General features: G+C 34.2%; 1 protein-coding gene. It reads right to left on the bottom strand.

Going from position 1 to position 1,274, the window contains the following annotated elements:
* Positions 1–109 precede the first annotated feature (109 nt).
* Positions 110–1,105, bottom strand: a complete 996-nt coding sequence (locus HNQ80_RS25530) for a hypothetical protein (RefSeq protein WP_184314089.1) — start codon at positions 1,103–1,105, stop codon at positions 110–112.
* Between the last annotated feature and the right edge of the window lie 169 nt (positions 1,106–1,274).

Below are 1,274 nucleotides of genomic sequence, written 5' to 3' on the forward strand. Positions count from 1 at the left end.
AAGCCTAAAACCCCCATATCACATGGAATAATCCATGCAATCTGAGGGTTTTAAATTGGTCAAGATTAAATATTTTACTTAATGCAACACTAGAATCCTTAGAGGATCTTTAGGGCTTCGTAGTGATAATACTATCTTTCGATATATATTCAATTTTTCGATCTGGTGTAAGGATTCTATAATTTTTAAGTGAGTAACCAGAAAAGTTCTCTTTGGAATGCTCTGCATCGGTGAGGATAGCTATAGGTTTTCCTGTCGTTTTTAACAAGCCTTCGCCAATAATAAAATGCTGATAGGCAGGGTGCCAATAGAAAGTCTCTATGCTGCGGAATCTATCTTGTAATTTGAACATACTGGACGATGGTAATGAGTCATGAAATGCAGAATACTTTTTTTGATTGGTTTCAAGTACAATATGGAGGGTAGGCTTGGATTCGAATCGAATAAGATTGTTGACTGTGACCTTCGCCCATTGATCTTCCGGAGCGGATGGGTCTTGGAGTTGAAGACGGTAAATTTCTTCGCTAAATTTTGTTCCCTGCCAAATATTCTTAAAGCCATGATCGGAATACATATAAACTTTGATGAAGCGTTCGATAAAAAAGGCACCTAATCTTTCGTCGATAAGTTGATGACTGACGATAAAATTATAGCCAAGCTCTGGAATGGGAATAAAATCAATTTTCTCTATGGGGAGAATGTTTTCAATTTTTGATGTATAGATATATTCATTAGCTAAAGGACGATAAATAGCCATTGCAGCTTGATCTTTTGATAAGTTTAATGAAACAATAAGCTCTAAATCCCTTTCAGGAAGTACATTGGATGTATAGAGTTTTAGATCAATATAATCGAGATAAGTTAGCCATTGTTGTTGATCTAGATTTTTCAATGTGATTTCGACGATGGTGTCTTTAGCTTCTTTTTTCATTTTTTCATCAGTACCATTGTAATGGTCAATCAATTTTTGCGATAATTTTTGCTCAGGAGAAACGTAGGACTTGAAGGTCATAAGATTTTCTTGATTGTCAAAGAATTGTTGAAGTAGAAATGTTAATGTTAATAGGATGAGTATGAAGAGAAATAGTGTTAAATGTTTAAACATATTGATCACCTCAATACAATATATAGGAAAATAAAAGAATACATTACAATAATATAAAAGGCACACTGCGTGTGCCTGAGACTGTTGACAAAGTCCACCCGAAAGGGTGGATATTTTTTATGTGTCAAAAAGGGATTACGAAGTTAATGTAGAATATATAAAGTGAGGT

Source organism: Anaerosolibacter carboniphilus (assembly GCF_014205875.1).
In the GTDB taxonomy this organism is placed as follows: Bacteria; Bacillota; Clostridia; order Peptostreptococcales; family Thermotaleaceae; genus Anaerosolibacter; species Anaerosolibacter carboniphilus.